General features: G+C 32.7%; 6 protein-coding genes. 5 read left to right on the top strand and 1 reads right to left on the bottom strand.

Features of this window, described 5'->3' with window-relative positions; translation table 11 throughout:
• Positions 1 to 477 precede the first annotated feature (477 nt).
• Entirely contained in the window at positions 478 to 4,623 is a 4,146-nt protein-coding gene (locus tag LPB248_RS06675; RefSeq protein WP_177210745.1) for a two-component regulator propeller domain-containing protein, read from the bottom strand.
• A gap of 174 nt (positions 4,624 to 4,797) precedes the next feature.
• Between LPB248_RS06675 and LPB248_RS06670 the strand changes: the two genes are divergently transcribed.
• From LPB248_RS06670 to LPB248_RS06650, 5 genes are all read left to right on the top strand, one after another.
• The gene (locus LPB248_RS06670; protein WP_177210744.1) at positions 4,798 to 7,878 is read left to right on the top strand and encodes a SusC/RagA family TonB-linked outer membrane protein; all 3,081 of its coding nucleotides are present in this window, start codon (positions 4,798 to 4,800) and stop codon (positions 7,876 to 7,878) included.
• A 53-nt stretch (positions 7,879 to 7,931) separates the two neighbouring features.
• Entirely contained in the window at positions 7,932 to 9,644 is a 1,713-nt protein-coding gene (locus LPB248_RS06665) for a RagB/SusD family nutrient uptake outer membrane protein (protein WP_177210743.1), read from the top strand.
• Positions 9,645 to 9,774: 130 nt separating this feature from the next.
• Positions 9,775 to 11,985, top strand: coding sequence for an alpha-N-acetylglucosaminidase (locus LPB248_RS06660; RefSeq protein ID WP_177210742.1), 2,211 nt, complete (start codon positions 9,775 to 9,777; stop codon positions 11,983 to 11,985).
• Between the two features lie 696 nt (positions 11,986 to 12,681).
• The gene (locus tag LPB248_RS06655) at positions 12,682 to 14,505 is read left to right on the top strand and encodes a hypothetical protein (protein WP_177210741.1); all 1,824 of its coding nucleotides are present in this window, start codon (positions 12,682 to 12,684) and stop codon (positions 14,503 to 14,505) included.
• A gap of 81 nt (positions 14,506 to 14,586) precedes the next feature.
• Entirely contained in the window at positions 14,587 to 15,909 is a 1,323-nt protein-coding gene (locus tag LPB248_RS06650) for a sugar MFS transporter (protein ID WP_177210740.1), read from the top strand.
• Positions 15,910 to 15,947: the final 38 nt, after the last annotated feature.

The following is a 15,947-nucleotide window of genomic DNA, read 5'->3' as shown; positions in this document are numbered from 1 at the left end:
GTTGTCTATTAAAAATTTAATACTCCAGATTTTTAAATTCAGATATAATATTTGTATTCTATTTGGAATTAAAATTAAAGAAATCTTTGTGAATAATAGCAATCAAAATATAGTCCGGAACATCATTCTGTTTTTGTTCAAACTTAAATTTGACAGATGGACAATACGATTATTTGATTTCCCTTTTTAAATTTTTTGAAAAATATGTTAATATATTTGTCTTAACTATAACTCCAGTTTTTGCTTGCAGATCCAGAGATTACATGCTTAGCTTTTGAACAAAAGCTGAAACACATTTAGGAAATGTAAAGCTTTATATCTGTTCTGTTATTGGTGTTCGAATCCTGTTAAAGATCGAATGCTAATTTTAAATTTATCTAATTTTAACCCAAGAAATCATCAGCAAAATAACTGTCCACTTTGCTCCGGAATGTGGTGTCCACTTTCATCGGAATAAGCACTTAGAAAAAGTCCAGATTAGTTTGAATGCATACATGAGGTTGATTTTTTTTCACGATACTGTGTTGGTGTAACTCCATATTTTGTTTTAAAACAAGTACTAAAATATTTTGGGTTGGCAAAACCGGTCATATCACTAATTTCATTGATGGAATATTCACTATCAATTATTAATTGGGTTGCCCTAGATAGTTTGACCGATTTTAAAAATTCATTGATGTTTTGACCAGTTAAAGCTATTAATTTTCTATACAGAACAGAATGACTCATGCCCATCTCAATGGCTAAGTTTTTAACTGTAAATTTTTGGTTTGTCATATTGTCTTCAATATATAACATGATTTTTTTCATGAATATTTCATCAACATTATTTATGGCAATATCCTTAGGTTTTAATAAAACTTCTTTTTTAAAGAATTCCCTCAAAACTTTTCTGGATTCGATTAAATTTTTAATTCTTACCCTAAGTAGTTCTAAATGAAATGGTTTAGTTACATAGTCATCTGCACCGTTTTCAAGGCCTTCTATTTGAAAAGTGTTAGAATCCCTTGCTGTTAAAAGGATTATTGGAATATGTGATGTCCTAGGATCAGTCTTTAGTTTATTGCAAAATTCTAAACCGTTCATTTCGGGCATCATGATGTCTGAGATAATAATATCAGGGATAGCTTCAAAAGCTTTTTCGCAACCATCAATACCGTTTGGGGAAACCATAACGTTATAATTGTCTATAAAATAGTTTTTAAGAAGGTTTCTAATTTCAAAATTATCCTCTACAATGAGTAATATTGGTTTTGTGCTAAAAACATCATATGTTGAATTTTTATCATCTAAAACAACTTCTGCCTCTATTTCATCCATTGAAATAATTTCTGTTATAGTTTCTGAATTTGTAATATCGGTATTAGAGTAAAAGTTTTTAGTGATTGGAATTTTGATATTGAAAACAGTATATTGATCCACTTCACTTTTAATCAAAATTTTACCATAATGTAAATCTACAAAGTTTTTACTTATGGCTAAACCAATTCCCGATCCGATGTTTGAAGTGTTTTTTTTTGACTCTACCTGATAAAATAGTTCAAAAATTTTGGGGATATCTGCTTTTGGAATCCCTTTGCCATTGTCTTTTATTTTGATAATAAGATGTTTATCATTTTCATCTAAGTCAACATTAATGTCAATTTTATTTTTGGCAAATTTGAATGCATTTGATAGAATATTATATACGATTATTTCAAGTTTGTTTGCGTCTAACCATCCTTTTTCACAACTATTTGAAACTGTTAGTTGGAATTGAATATTTTTTTTGTTTGCGTATTGAAAAAATGGGATGCAAAGTTCGTCAAAAAAATCTTTAATTACTAGATTTGATACTTTTAATTTTGTAGCATTGGATTCCATTTTTCTAAAATCCAAAATCTGATTTGTTAAATTTAAAAGACGTTGAGCATTTCTGTTCATGGTCATGATAAGATTGTTGACTCGGTTATTGGAGTTTTTGACTTTTGCTAATTCTTCAAGTGGTGTAAGTATAAGAGTTAGTGAAGTTCTGAGTTCATGGGAAATTGTGGTAAAAAAATTTATTTTGGATTGATGAAATTCTTCATCTTTTTCATGTTTGTATTTTTCTATTAGTAATTCATTCTTTAAACGAATCCTATTTTTAATACCAGAATATATAAAATAGATTAATGATATGGAAATAAAAGAATAGAAAAAGTATGCAAAATTTGTTTGCCACCATACTGGAGTGATATGTAAAGTTATATTTTTTTCTGCTGAAATAGTTGTATTAAAATTGTTCTCTTTAATGGCTTTTACTTTGAAGATATAAGTTCCTGGGGAGATGTTCGAAAAACTTGCAGCGTGTTGATTTGTTGGGACCGTAATCCATCTTTCGTCGAGACCTTCAAGCTTGTATTTATAATTTATGTTATGTGGAGCTTGATAGCCAGGAGTAGCAAATTCAAAAGAAAAATTGTTCAGGAAGTAAGGCAGTTCAATGTCTTTTGTATAGGTAATGGATTTGTTTAAAAGGATATGGTTGTCTATGGGCTTGTTGACATCCACAGTGTTGTTAAAAATTCGAAAATTAGTTACTAAAAGATTTATTGGGGTTGACGGAAAATCTAATTGATCTGGGTAAAATGATACTAGCCCTTTTTTGCTTCCAAAATACAGTTTGCCATCTGAAGAAATGGCTATGGCACCCGATTCAAAGTCATTTGTTGGAAGGCCGTCAAACGTGTTAAAAGTAAAAAATTTATCGTTTTTTACTTTTAATGTTGCAATGCCTTTATTGGTGCTAAACCAATAATTATTAGACTTATCTTGTATAATTCCATATACAGCATCACTAGGCAGGCCTGAATTTGTTGTATAGTGTTTTATTTTTTTGTTTTTAAGATCAAGTTTAAAAACAGCATCTCCTTCCGTAGCAATCCAAATATTTTTTTGAGCATCTTCAAAAATATCCCTAATGGGGTTTTTTATTTCAAATTTTTTGTCAAATCCTAAATTTTCAAGAGTTAAAAATTTATTTTTATCCCTATTGTAAATTTGGATACCAGAGTCAAGAGTACCCAACCAAAGTTGGTTTGTAGAATCTTGAAGAAGTCTTAATATTGAATTCGATTTTAGCCCATTTTTGGAGTTCTCTAAATAAGTGTAATGTTTAATTTTTTTATGGGTCAAATCATAGTAATACAGACCTTCGTCATAGGTCGCAATCCAAATATTTCCTAATTCATCCTCAGTTAGGTCAAAAACTAAGTTATTGATTAAGTTTTTAGCATTTTCAGTATCAAACTCTATAAATTTAAACCTGTTTGTGTTTTTTTGTTTAAAACTCAAACCCTTTTTTAAATTTCCAGTCCAAATATTACCTTTTCTATCCTCTAAAACACTCATCACGATATTAGTAGGTAACGAGCTTTCATCTTTGGGATGGTTTTTGTAATTATAAAAAGTTTCCGTTTGCATATTAAATTTATCTAATCCACCTCCTCCCGTGCCAATCCATAATATGTTGTTTTTTATATAGAGAGAAACAACGACATTAAAACTTAAACTATTGGTTAAATTTGAAGCCGAAAATTCATAAATTTTAAAAGGAGAATGTATTGTTTTATCTACAGAACCATCACCCATACCTATCCATAAATCATCATTAGAGTCTATGAAAAGACAATAGTAAGAATTATTTGTCGGGCTATTCTTGTTGTAAATATTGTTTTTGTAAATAGTGAAAATTTTAGTTTCAGTGTTTAATAAATTTAACCCACCGCCATCGGTAGTAATCCAAAGCTCGTTTGTTTTACCCTCTTTTAAATCGGTAATGATATTTGAACTTAAAGATGGTTTCCCTTTTTCATATTCAAAATGTTGAAATGTTTTATTAAAATTATTAAATTTAAAAAGACCATCACCCTCTGTGCCAATCCAAATGTTGTTTTTATGGTCAATGCATAGGCGTTGGCCAGTTCTTGTACTTAGGTATTTTTTTTTACTATATTTATAATGATTAAATAATTTGTTAGTTTTATTATAACAATCTAGAATTCCTTTATTGGAAGTAATCCATATATTGTCATTTTCTGTCATTACAGAAAAAATATTATTGTCACTTATCGTGTTAAGGTTGTCTTTTTTACATGTAATATGTTCGATTAAATTGTTTTTTTTGTTTAAAGAAAAAATACCATTTCCATTTGTTCCCACCCAAATAATACCCTGTGCATCTTCTGTTATTGAAGTCACATGATTTTTTCTAAAAAAGGAATTGCTTTTAGAATTAATGTAATTACTGAAGGATTCGTCTATTGGGTTGTATTTATTTATACCTCCTTGCCGAGTACCTATCCAGATATAACCATCTCTGTCTTCAAAAAGATACGTAATATTATTATTGCTTAATGAGAATAAATCTTTAGAGTTGGCAGTAAATATTTTAAATTTAAGTCCATCATACCTATATAAACCATGTGTGCCACCAAACCACATGAATCCATTTTTATCCCTTAAAATAGTATTAACTGAAGCTAATCCATCTTCTATAGTAAAGTTTTGAAAGTTTAAACTTTTCCTTTGAGAATATAAATTAAATGTAGCTAAATGTATCAGTATTAATAATACATTAAGTTTTTTAATGTTAGAATACATTAGTTTTCAAATTAGTTTATCGCTAAATTACAATAAAAACTTAATTGTGTGTAGAATTAAGGTGTGTTAAGATAGGAAAAGATTAATTATTGAACTATTTTGATTGAATTTAAAACCTGCCCAAGCTCGTATAAAAGTAATTTTACAATATCAAACCTTATAAATTTTATGTAAATGAAAAAAAAATATTGTAAATTAATTTTAATTGTTGTTTTGTTCTTTTTTGCATCAAGTATGTTTGGGCAAAAGCAAATTAAAGGAAAAGTAATCTCTAAGTCTAATGTGCCAGTGGCAGGGGTTTCTATTCTTGTAAAGGGGACTGTAAACGAAGTTTCTTCTGATTTTGATGGAAATTTTGTGTTGTCTAATGTGTCAGACAAGGATGTTGTTCTCTTTTCCTTTGTCGGATTCAAACCAAAAGAAGTTTTAGTGGGAAATCTGACCACTATTAATGTATCATTAGAAGAAGATGTTATGTCGTTGGCTGATGTTGTTGTTGTGGGTTATGGAGCTAAGAAAAAATCTGAAGTTATATCGTCAGTAGCAAAGATAAAGGGAGATGAAGTTAAAACGAGTCCTGCAGCCAATTATGCAACTTCACTTGCCGGAAGGTTGCCTGGTTTATTTATAAACCAGCGTAGTAGTGACCCGGGACAGGAGAATTTGGATATTTTAATCCGAGGACGAGGAACATTTGGCGATAATTCTGTTCTTATTGTTATAGATGGCGTTGTTGGTAGGGATGGTCTTTCTAGGCTTGATCCTCAAGATGTTGAAAGTATAAGTGTACTTAAAGATGCATCAGCTTCAATTTACGGTGCTAGGGCTGCTAATGGGGTTATTTTGGTAACAACCAAACGCGGAAAGGAAGGGAAGCCCATAATAAATTTCAATACAAACTATTCAGTTTCTGCACCTACAACTTTAGTAAAAGGAGCTACACCTTATAACTATGCGCGTCAGGTTAATGCTATGCGTGTAAGGGACGGTCAATCGGAGCTATATTCTCAAGCCGAGTTAGATGCTTTTCAGTCAGGATCATTTAAAGGTATTGATTTTTGGGACGAATTATTTAACCATCAATCTTCTCAACAGCGTCATAATTTAACTATAAGCGGAGGTAGTAAAAATATGAGATATTTTACTTCTTTAGGTTCAACAAATCAAGACCCCATTGTTAACTTTGATAAGGTAACGAATTTTAAACAGTATAATGTGCGTTCAAATTTAGATGTAGATATTAGTGACAATCTAACAGTTGGAATGGACATCGCTGGAAGGTTTGAGAATGTAGTTGCGCCACCATACATGTTTGAAGCTGTGGATAACACGTCAAAAACAATGCCAACCAATGAGCAATATATAGTTGATGACAAATTTATTAGACTCTTGGATAATCAGCCAAATCCGTTTGCATATATTCAGCAACAAGCAGGTAAAGTAGATAAGGAAAACACTCTTTTTAATGGAACATTAAAACTTAATTATAAATTCCCGTTTCTAAAAGGTTTATCGTTTAACACTTGGGGAGCAGTTGATTACATCCAGAATTATGTAAATACATTTAATAATGATCCAATACAATATATATTGGAAAGTGATGGGACATTAACTCCAGATAAATTAGGTTTGGACGTTTCTGTTAAGGAAGAATATTTTAGACAACGTTCTTTAACTTATTTTGCAAAATTGGCTTTTGAAAGAAGTTTTGAAGATCATAGTGTGAGTGCTTTTATCGGTTATGAAGAAAATAGAACTAAAAACAATGGCAACGTACTTTCTAGAAGAGGCGGATTGATTAGTGAAGATTTGCCTTATTTAAGTCAAGGAGACCCTAATACACAAACTGCAGATAGTGCACTAGGAGAGTCGGCAAGACAGGCCTATATTGGTAGAGTTACTTATGATTACGATAAAAAATACTTAGCAGAATTTGGGATGAGGTATGATGGTAGTTATATCTTTCCAGCAGGACAACGTTTCGGCTTTTTCCCTTATACTTCTGCTGGTTGGGTAGTTTCAAAAGAGAATTTTTTTAAGGATAACAATACCATTAGTTTGTTAAAATTAAGAGGGACTTGGGGGATAACTGGAAATGATAGGGTACAGCCATTCCAATATTTGCAAAGGTTCCAAAATCCAACACAAGGGGGAGGTGTTTTTTATCTGGATCCAAATGCAACAAATAATAGTGCAATTCCTTTAGAAGGAACTAATTTAATTATTTTGACACCTGCTGGGGTTGATCCTAATCCAAATATTACATGGGAAACAAAAAAATCTTGGGATTTAGGATTTGAATTAGGCTTGTTGTCTAATAAAATTAATTTGGAAGTTTCTTATTTCTCCGAGAAAAGAGAAAGTATTTTGGCACCCCGTAATGTAACCATTCCTACATATACAGGATTGAATCCTCCCTATGAAAATATTGGAAAAACAAAAAATCATGGTGTAGAGGCAATAGCCAGTTATAGAACCAAAATAGGAGAGTTAAATTTAAATTTAGGAGGTAATATTTCTTATGCTAAAAATGAACTTGTTTTCAATGATGCACCAAAACCTGAAGAACCTTACCAAGATTTACAAGGGCATCCAATAGGTAGTTCATTGGTTTATAATGCAGTAGGTATTTATAGAACACAAGAGGATTTAAATAAATATCCATCTATACCTTTGAGACCCAATGCCCGAATAGGTGATTTGATTTATGCAGATACAAATGGGGATGGGCAAATTACCACAGCAGATAGAATTGTTATGGAAAAATCAAGCATTCCAACTATTCAATACGGTTTTAATTTAGGATTTAATTATAAAAATTTTGAATTTACTAGTTTTTGGCAAGGCCAGTCAGGCTCTGCATTGCAAATCGCTTCCTTTTTAAATCAAGGAATTTCATCGGCGGATTATTTTGCAGCTAATGCATGGACACCTGATACGCCAAATGGGTCATTGCCTGCCATTGGTGGAACAAAATCTGAATTGAATGGTTATACCAGTTATGCTAATAATTATTTCACTTATAATACCAATTTTTTAAGGTTAAAAACACTTCAACTTGCTTATAATATACCAAAAGAAGCTTTAAAATCAAGTTTTATTAAAAATTGTAGAATCTATACAAGTGGTAGTAATTTACTTACATTTAGTAAATTTAATAATTTGAATTTTGCTGATCCCGAACAAACTGAAGGCTTAGGTTATGGAAGGCCACTACAAAAATTGTATAATTTAGGATTGGATATTAGTTTTTAAAATAAACAAAAAAATGGGTTTGTTTTAACCCAGTATTATTAAAATATACGATTATGAAACAAATATATATAAGTAAACTTATCCCTAAAGAAATTTTCTTAGGAATCCTGATTTTGGTAATTCTGTTAGCAACATCTTGCAGTGAAGATATTCTGGATATTAAGCCAACCACAGATATATCAGAAGCGGATATTTTTCAAAGTGAAGAGCTTTTAAAATTTTATGTGAATGGTAGATACTATGCCTTTCCTTCTTTCGATTTTGGTATTCAAAATACTGATCCTATGTCTGACGATGTAAATGCTCCTTCAAATGGAAGTGCCAAAGCTTATAATCAAGGAATAACAACATCGTCTTCTGGAATACCGCAAGATCGTTGGGCAGTAGATTATGGGGAAATACGGGATGCTAATTTTTTCTTTTTAAAAATAGGCAAAAGTAATATTGACCCAGCTGTTAAAACTACACTAACTGGAGAAATGCGCTTTATCAGAGCTTGGTTGTATGCTGATTTGGTTGGTTTGTATGGTGATGTGATATTGGTAACCGATTTGCCTCAATTGGGACAGGACAATTTTGATAAAGCAAAATCTCCTTACCATGAGGTAGTGAATTTTATCATCTCAGAATTGGATCAGGCCACTGTTGAACTACCAAACATTGCTTTTAATGGAAGGGCTAGTAAAGGTGCTGCATTAGCTCTAAAGGCAAGAACATTATTATATGCTGCTAGTCCATTGCACAATAATGGAAGTTATGATATGGCTAAATTAGCTTTGGCAAAGCAAGCTGCCCAAGAAGTTATCAATTTGAATACTTATAGTTTAGAAAATGATTTTGCGAATATTTTTAAAGCACCTAATTATTCAAATGAAATCATTTTTGCACGTACATTCAATGCCCAACATATACCTTTCAATTTGTTCGGTGTTACATCAGGTGACCGTTATTATTTGCCATATGCTTATAGTGATGTGGATTTAGGCTATTCACAACCATTACAATCGTTGGTTGACGCTTTTGAAATGGCAAATGGATTACCAATTGACAACATAGCTTCGGGTTATAATTTACAGAATCCTTATAGCAATAGAGATCCACGATTGAGTAAGAGCATTATCCACCAAGGGAGTATCATTCAAGCCTTGCCTAGTGTTACCGATAATTTTGATAATGGAGATGGGACTGTAACAATTAGATATGACAAAGATAAAGGAGGTGATTCTTCAAAAAATGGGAATTCTTATACTACAATTTTGAATTCAGGATATAATGTTTTAAAGCGAGCAAGTCCAGGTCAGCCTATGCGTGGAATTAGAGATGTTTATAAGCCATGTGTATATTTTAGGTTAGCTGAAATGTACTTGATTATTGCAGAAGCTGAGACTGAATTGGGCAATATTCAACCTGCTATAAATGCTTTAAATGTAGTGCGAAAACGAGCAGGAATGCCTAATCTTTCAGGATTGTCAAGTACTGAATTAAGAGCTCGATATAGGAATGAAAGACGTGTAGAGTTTGCTTTTGAAAATTTAAGATGGTATGATATTACTAGATGGATGATTGCTCCACAGGTGCTAGCTAAACCAGCACTTGGTATTCGAATCGATCGGAATAATTCTGTTTTGCCTGCAGTCGACGAATATATATATAATTCCAATGTTTTGGATAATAATAGAACCTGGCAGAACAAATTGTACTTCATGCCAATACCATTTTCAGAGTTACAATCTAATTCTTTATTGGTAGCAACTCCAGGATATTAGTAAGATTTATTTTAGGATAATTTGTTATTTGGGTTAACATTTTAGTAGTTGATCTTAGGGGGTATTGATTCTGATGTACCCTTTTTTATCCGTTCTAAAATATACTCAGTTTTAATATTAAAAAGTTTTTATGTTAAAAAGAATAGGAAGAATTTTTATATGTAATTTGTTTGTTCTTACGATTTTAAGTTGTAAAAGCAATATTTCAAGTGTTGTTTCGGTAAGAAAAACACCCATTGATTCATTGGCTATAAGGGTTTTAGGTAAAAATCATGCTCTTTTTGTATTCCTAAAGACTAATGATAGTTTGGATAATTTTTCATTAGAATCAAATCAAGGGAAGATTATAATAAAAGGTAATAATTATAATTCCATGGCTGTTGGGTTAAATTATTATCTTAAAAATTATTGTCATGCCTATGTGTCTTGGTATGTAAATGATAAAATTGATTTAGCTGGTAAGCTACCATCAATCCCTGATAAAATAACCAAATCAGCACGTATAAAAAACCGTTTTTTTCTAAATTATTGCACCTTTGGTTATACCATGCCTTGGTGGCAATGGAAGGATTGGGAGCGTCTTATAGATTGGATGGCATTAAATGGTGTTACTATGCCTCTAGCTATCACAGGTCAAGAAGCTATTTGGTATGATGTGTGGAAAGAGTATGGCTTATCAGATGAGCAAATAAGAACTTATTTTACTGGACCTGCACATTTGCCTTGGCATCGTATGTCAAACCTTGATAAATGGGGAGGCCCTTTACCAATGTCCTGGTTGAATAATCAAAAGGAATTACAAAAAAGGATTGTAAAAAGAGAACGGGAATTAGGAATGACCCCTGTCTTACCTGCATTTTCAGGTCACGTTCCTGAAGCCTTAAAATCAATTTTTCCAGACGCAAAAATCAATCAATTAACTTCTTGGGGGGGATTTAAAGACCAATATAGATCATTTTTTTTGGATCCTCTAGATCCAAAGTTTAAAGAAATTCAGCACAGGTTTCTTAAAAAACAAACTGAAGTTTTTGGCACAGACCATGTTTACGGTGCAGACCCCTTTAACGAAGTACATCCACCAAGTTGGGAGCCTGATTATTTGGCCACAGTATCTAGTGCAATTTATAGCTCTATGAAGGATATTGACTCCAAAGCAACTTGGTTACAAATGTCATGGATTTTTTATTTTGAAAGAGAACATTGGACCAACGAGCGTATAAAGGCTATGTTAAAAGCGGTACCTCAAAATAAAATGATGCTTTTAGATTACTATTGTGAAAACCAAGAGGTTTGGAAAATAACGAACTCTTTTTTCAATAAACCTTTTATTTGGTGCTATTTAGGAAATTTTGGAGGAAACACGATGTTGGCAGGAAATATAGATACTGTAGAGGAACGTATTGAAAATGCGATATCTAATAACAAAAATTTATGGGGTATAGGCTCTACTTTGGAGGCTTTCGATGTTAACCCTTTAATGTATGATTACTTGTTTGAAAAGGCATGGGGTGAAGGGAAAACGGATACTAAAGATTGGATTAAAAATTGGGCCGATTTGCGTTATGGGAGAGCACAAGAAAGCGCAAGAAAGTCATGGGATATACTGCATTATGGCATTTACAAAGATCCGGCAAAATTAGGACAAGGAACCTTGACAAATGCAAGACCCACTCTGTCAGGTAGTGGTAATTGGACTACTAATTCCACCATAGCCTATGATAATAATGTCTTATATAAATCTTGGAAACTGCTATTGGAAAATCCGAGTCAGACATCTAGCTATCAGTATGATGTAGTCAATATAGGTCGCCAGGTTTTAGGTAATTATTTTTTAATTCTCAGAGAAAAATTTACTAAAAGCTACAATGAAAAAAAATTAACCGAGCTCAAAGTAAATGGTAAGGCTATGGTAGCATTGTTTGATGATCTGGATAAGCTTCTTGCAACTCAATCGTCCTTTTTAGTTGGAAAATGGTTGGATGATGCCAAGGCATTTGGTGAAAATGAAGAAGAAAAAAAATATTATAATCATAATGCCCGGAATATTATCACTACTTGGGGAGACAAAGATCAAAGCTTAAACGATTATGCCAACCGCTCTTGGGCAGGATTGACCAAAAGTTATTATAAAAAAAGATGGGAAATGTTTATCAATGATATTACTCAAGCAGTAGAAAATAATAAACCATTTGATGAAAAAGTTTTTCATAATAAAGTAACTCAGTTTGAATGGGATTGGACACAAGGCAACGAGGTATATAGTTCTAAACCTGTTGGCAATTCAATTGATGTTGCCAAAGAAATAATTAAAAAATATGATGAGAATTTCGAAAATAAATAGGTACAATCATTTTGTTATGACATATTGTTTTCAAGCAGTTGTTCAAAAGACAGTCGTAAAAACAATCTAATGATATGCTTTTATCCCTAAAATGGATATAGAAATAGGTTGCATTCAAACCAAACAGGAAGCTTATGTCTATTTTAAGTTAATACCATTTAGAAATATAAATTAGACTTACTGTCAGTTCGGGTGTAGTCGAGAATTATTATGACATCTCGACTGCGCTCGATTTGACAAAAAGGATTAGACTTTTTTATACTTCTAAACGGCATAAGAGGTGGTTTAAGTGCAGAATATGTAGTAGAAAATATGTAACATCATTTGTTTCAAGCATTACAAATTCGTGGACGATACCAATAAAAAAGGTACCTTGAACCCCTGTTGAAACTGATATTATTTTTGCAGTAATTCTAGGGGGCAATATTTAGCAAACGGTATGAAAGCGATCGTGCTTCCTTTACATTATTTGGTATCATCCGTTACAATTAAAGGAGTCCAAGTCATATCTGGTATAGAAATAATAATTGATATAACATTTATACATAAGTAAGAGCAGTTTCTTTAATTTCAGGAATTTGTTAAAAACATCAAATAACTCGATTACATCTAAAGGCCGAAAACTGTCGTTTCAACTTTTAAATGAAGCAGATGTGGTCTAGCTTAACAAGTCAACTTTAAAGTAAATAAATAAAAATGAAAATTGTGAGACCATTATATATTATTATATTAACAGCAATATTATTGATTAATTGTAAATATGAACATAAAATAGAAATCAATAGGCATTTGCAACCACCAATAAAAGCTTCAATTCAATTAAATAAAGGAGGATATTTGGTTGGTGAAACTATAAAATGTAGGGTTTCCCTTGAAAACCAAAGTAATGCAAATATTTCTATTGAAGATCTAGAACTTGAAATAAAAAACATATCGAATGGTTCAGGTTTAGTAACCAACAGATTGCAAGGAATTAAAACCCAGTGGAAAAGTCACGAAATAAAAGATGTTAATCTTACTATTGCTATTCCTAAAGAATTTCCAGAAGGGGTTTACGGTATTTACTTTACCCAAAAAGAAAAAGGCTATGTGTTAGATAAAACCTATGAGACTTTTTTTAGAATCATAAATAAAAATGAGCTTACCGTTTTTGATATTGAAACGGATACGGTTCAGGGCGTTCCGGTTTTTAAACTCGATGGAGGCATGAGTGCCGAATACGTGGTTGAGAAATCAGCAGAAAACCTTACTTCCGGAATTTCCCACTCTTGGAAAGTCAACGCCCCAGGTTCAGGGCCTAATCATGTGTTGGCAACCCCGGATTTTTTAGAAAAATCGGTTAACAAAACTGTTGGTTTTTACAATAAGGCTTTTGGAGAATATGTGAAAATTGAGACTGTAATTATCTCTCCCGGTTTTCCCTCCATCCCCTATATTTCAAATGCGTTAAAAGCACCAGTCTTGCCCTTGCACTTTTTGGTAAGTGTGAATACAGTCAAAGAAATACAAACTATTTTAAAAACGGCTAATGATAAAGGCATTGCCTCCTATGCTACCTTAAGTCATGATCCATCGGTGCCTTATGCCGTTTCATGGATTAAATTATTGGACCTACCGGAAGCTTATAAAAAGTTTATAGTACAGCATCAAGTAAAACAAGTAGTTGTTCTGGGGGCAACAGGTACGAGCGGTGGGGAAACTAAGGCCAAACAACTGTTTTACGACAATACTATAAACGGTGAGTATGCCAACAGGAGTATCTATATTATGTATCCAGGAACGTCGGAGGACGATGTAAAAACCTTGAACAATAAAATCGTCGATTTAAGAGATTTTAAACAGCAGAATAATTTTATTCAAATTGCCGATTGGGAAAGTGGCATTAATCAAAAACAATTAAGTAACTTTTCAAAAAGTGTCAAATCCATTAATGGTTCTATTGCCTCAAGTTCTATTACTGCTGAAGATTTGGGAAGGCTTTATTATTTAGGCACCTATAGCACATTGGCCTTGATGTATAAGAACAAAGATGCATTTAAAGGGGTAAATGGTGTAGTATTCAATCCGTATTTAATTTCACATCCAGCTATAGAACTTAAAAAAGGATTTGTGCCATTGTTGTATTGGCAATTGGTTGGTGCCAATTATACGGTTTATAATCTGGAGCAAGATGTGTTTAAAGCCATAAAACATTTTTACCCGGTAACCAACGTAAAAAGTTTAAAATTATGGTTAAACTCTACACGTAATTTCGGAGCAAAATGGTCAGCCAATAATTTAAAGGAAGAACTTAACAAAAAGGGCTATTCAAACTTTATTGTAAATAATTATGATATTGATGAAGTTTGGGATGCATCAGATAATGTAGATTCTGTAAGCGAATTACTGTTTAGGGATGTAAATAGTACCTATGGTTTTGAAAACTTAAAAAAATGGAATGATTCCTTAAAGCCATTAACAATAGAAGATATAAAAGTGTTGTCTGAAGTATTTGGAGGCTTTCAAGTTGAAACGAGATAGAAATAAATATTAATAATCAAACTTTAAATATAAATTAATATAAACTCTAAAGCCGTAAAATAGAAATTAAAAAACACTAGTATGGACAACAGCATTGAATCAAAAAATAATTTAGTTCCAATAATCATTATAGCCAGTCTATTTTTCATTTTCGGTTTTGTAACCTGGATTAATGGTGCACTTATTCCGTTTATGAAAACCATAAACGAATTAACCGATGCGCAATCGTATTTCGTGGCATCGGCATCCTACATTTCCTTTGTGGTGATGGCATTGCCGGCCTCTTATATTTTGAATAAAATAGGTTATAGAAAAGGAATGTCTTTGGGACTAATAATAATGTCTGTAGGGGCTTTGGTATTTATTCCCGCAGCCGAAGCAAGAACCTATTGGGTGTTTTTAACCGGTATTTTTATCCAGGGAATAGGAATGACGCTGTTGCAAACGGCAGCCAACCCTTACATCACTATTTTGGGACCTATCGAAAGTGGCGCAAAACGCATCGCCATTATGGGAATCGCCAATAAGACTGCAGGAGCTTTGGGCTCTTTGATTTTCGGAGCATTATTATTGTCGGGAATAGATGCCGTGAAGGAGAAATTGGGAACTGCATCGGTAGCAGAAAAAACAGTGTTATTGGACAACATGGCAGACAGCGTTTTCATGCCTTATCTGATTATGGCTGCGGTATTATTACTCTTGGGATTATTAATCAGGAAAGCACCGCTTCCTCATGTGGAAGCTACCGAAGTTGCAGCAATAAAAGATGGATCTGTAACCAAAACAAGCATCTTTCAATTTCCGCATTTGTGGTTGGGCGTACTTACTTTATTTGTATATGTGGGAGCAGAAGTAATTGCGGGGGACACCATTATCGCCTACGGTATTTCGTTAGGTTTTCCGGCGGCATCGGCCAAATTTTTTACCACTTTAACCTTACTGGCAATGGTTTGTACCTATGCTTTGGGCGTTTTTTTAATACCCAAATATTTAAAACAAGGAACAGCTCTTAGAATAAGTGCAGTGCTGGGAATCATTTTTAGTACATGTATATTGTTAAGCACCGGATTTACATCTATTTTATTTGTGGCCTCATTAGGAATTGCCAATGCCTTGGTTTGGCCTGCAATCTGGCCTTTAACATTGGAAGGCCTAGGGAAATTCACCAAAACAGCTTCTGCTTTATTGATTATGGCAATCTCGGGAGGAGCTATTATTCCACCATTATATGGTAGAATGGTCGATGGTAATAAACATGAACTCATTGCTGGTGGAATAAATAAAACAGAAGCCTTGGCAAGCGCAGCAACAAGCAGTTATTGGATTTTAATTCCATGTTATGCCCTTATTTTGTTTTTTGCTATTTGGGGACATAATTACAAAAGCTGGTTCAGAAAGAGTTAGTCGAAAAAAGAGCATTTATATAATTTGAAGTAATAAAA

The organism is Flavobacterium sp. LPB0248 (assembly GCF_013388355.1).
Lineage (GTDB): Bacteria > Bacteroidota > Bacteroidia > Flavobacteriales > Flavobacteriaceae > Flavobacterium.
This window is presented reverse-complemented; position numbering and strand designations above follow the sequence as displayed.

Excerpts from the sequence above, each read along its gene's own strand:
- LPB248_RS06665 (WP_177210743.1), top strand. The coding sequence starts at position 7,932 with ATGAAACAAATATATATAAGTAAACTTATCCCTAAAGAAATTTTCTTA.
- LPB248_RS06670 (WP_177210744.1), top strand. The coding sequence starts at position 4,798 with ATGAAAAAAAAATATTGTAAATTAATTTTAATTGTTGTTTTGTTCTTT.
- LPB248_RS06650 (WP_177210740.1), top strand. The coding sequence starts at position 14,587 with ATGGACAACAGCATTGAATCAAAAAATAATTTAGTTCCAATAATCATT.
- LPB248_RS06660 (WP_177210742.1), top strand. The coding sequence starts at position 9,775 with ATGTTAAAAAGAATAGGAAGAATTTTTATATGTAATTTGTTTGTTCTT.
- LPB248_RS06675 (WP_177210745.1), bottom strand. The coding sequence starts at position 4,623 with ATGTATTCTAACATTAAAAAACTTAATGTATTATTAATACTGATACAT.
- LPB248_RS06655 (WP_177210741.1), top strand. The coding sequence starts at position 12,682 with ATGAAAATTGTGAGACCATTATATATTATTATATTAACAGCAATATTA.